Origin of the sequence: Vibrio sp. McD22-P3 (assembly GCF_021568915.1) — a bacterium.
Classification (GTDB): domain Bacteria; phylum Pseudomonadota; class Gammaproteobacteria; order Enterobacterales; family Vibrionaceae; genus Vibrio; species Vibrio mediterranei.
The window spans coordinates 1-2,407 of record NZ_JAKGTN010000055.1 but is presented as its reverse complement, the minus strand read 5'-3'; the positions used below and the strand labels follow the sequence as shown (position 1 = coordinate 2,407).

1 protein-coding gene is annotated in these 2,407 nt (G+C 45.5%); it reads right to left on the bottom strand.

Going from position 1 to position 2,407, the window contains the following annotated elements:
* Positions 1–2,407, bottom strand: a 2,407-nt coding sequence (locus L2W36_RS27160; RefSeq protein ID WP_236112062.1) for a cadherin-like domain-containing protein, incomplete at both ends; no start/stop codon positions are given.

Genomic DNA, 2,407 nt, shown 5'->3' with positions numbered 1-2,407 from the left:
CACATCGCCCTCTACATCGGAAGCGCTAGAGAGCAACTGAGTTTCATTAAAGATTAATACATTGTCTTCATCGACGGTGTAAGATGCGGTACCAAAGACCGGGAGATCATTAACCGACTCTACCGTCACATTGATGTTCGCCGAGCTTGACTCTAATCCATCCGTGACGGAATAACTCAGTTCGAGGTCCCCATGGAAATTTTCATTAGGCGTAAAGGTATACGTACCATCACCATGGCTGTCTAATACACCCGACGTGCCATCGTAAGTCACTTGCTCTATAGACAAGTCGTCATTATCGATATCAGAAGTTGCAGACAAAATATCGTCATTGGTAAACAGAAGCGTTCCATCTTCTTGAATAGTAAATGGTAGATCTGTGGCGACAGGTCCATCGTTGACTGGTGTAACATTGACAAAAACGGTTGCGGTATCAAAAGAGCCATTCCCGTCGGTCACGGTATATTCAAATGAAGCTTGTCCATTGTAGTTGGCATCAGGCGTGAATTGGATCTGTCCGTTTTCATCTAGATTGACAGTTCCGTGTGAGTCGTCAGTAGAAGTTACGCTCACTAAAGTCAGCTCATCACCATCAATATCTGAGTCGTTTACTAAAAGATCGCTTGCTTGGAGCGTCAAGACTCCATCTTCTTCGACCTCAATTGCTCTTGAAGTGATAGTGCCATCAATTTCGATAAGTTGCTCTGTGACATTCAGAGTATCCTCAGCAGTGCTGTGATTTAAGTTCAGCTGCAGAGTGTTTGTTACTTCGCTTCCATCTCCTTGGATGGTGGTGATCTGAATTTCTTCTGCCATGGTTCTCGAGACAACCATGTTTTGTACTACGTAGGTTCCATTTCCACCTGTCGTTCCTAGTTCAAAATGATGGACTGGAACATCGGTTGTGAAGGAATACGTATCTTCGTATTCCCCAGATTCACGATAACCACCTTGGGTGCTGATAATGTTTCCTTCAGCGTCATAGGCAGTAATGTTCACCTGCGTTGCGTGGGAGCTAGTTTCATCAAAATACCCGCCGAGTCCATCAAGCTGGAACGTAATTTGATTGACGTCTTCTCCTTCAACTGTAACCGTGAGAGTTTCATCGTCGCTGAGTCCATTGGATGACTGATTACCTATTCCAGCACCGACATGACTATTGGGGCCATTCCACGCCGCTAAAGCACCCTCACTAACAACCGTTGTAACGACAATACCATCTTCACCGTACGTCGCGGTGTCTCCATCGACGTTACCCCAATCGGATGTCGATGCAGTCCCATCAAAGCCTTGGCTGTTTGGATCGTTGTCGAAACTGCCCACTCGGATATCACGAGTGTCCGATTGAATCTCAACAGTATTTGGTACAAATTGAACTTCGGTGTCAGCGGGATATTCCAATCCAATAACCATATCCGCCCAATCACCGTTTTCATCGAGATATTGTACCGCCCCATGCTCTGGTGCGACGTCTAAGCGGATCATAGGTTCAGCACTAGACAAATTGACGTCATCACGAGCAATAACAAGGTCGTTTACAGGATCAACTGTTAAGTTTAACGCGGTTGCGACGGTTTCTTGTCCATCAGTCACATCGAATGTGAGTGACAAAGGCCCATGAAAGTTCTCGGCCGGAGTGATAGTGAAATTTCCGTTGCCATCATCAGTCACCGTGCCAAATGCTTCTAGGTATAGGTTTTCAGCTGAGAGTTGGTCACCGTCAACATCGGATGCGTGGATGAGCAACTGTTCCTGAGATAAAGTAATAGAATTATCTTCGTTAACTTGATAAGCAATTGGACCTGAAACGGCTGGAATATCATTGACGGAGAGTACATCAATAGTCGCGGTGGTTGGAGACGTTAATCCTGACTCATCAGAAACCACTACTTGTAAAACGACTTCGCCATCAAAGTTTTCATTTGGCGAGAAGTAGTATGTTCCATTTTCATGAAGGGCTAAAATACCATCGCTGCCACTATACGTCACCGAATCTAGTGAGATGGCTTCCCCATCAACATCGCTCGAATTTGCCAACAGTTGCTCTACTGTGATGTCAATTACCCCTTCTTCATTGACTGAATAGGATGTAGAACCCGCAATTGGCGCGTCATTAACAGCAGCTACTGCTATATCTATCACCGCACTGCTGGTATCTGTGCCATCTGACACATCGAAAGTTAATTGAAGTTCGCCATTGTAGTTTTCATTTGGAGTGAAAGTGTGAGTACCGTTACCTAGTGACGTAAGCACACCGTCGGTACCTTCATAGTGGACGCCGGTAACCGTTAAATCATCACCTTCAATGTCACTCGCACCCTGCAGCAGTTCAGCGTCCGTAAAGGTTAAGGTGCCATCTTCATCCATGCTAAAGCTCTGATCGTAAATCACAGCGGCATCATTGACA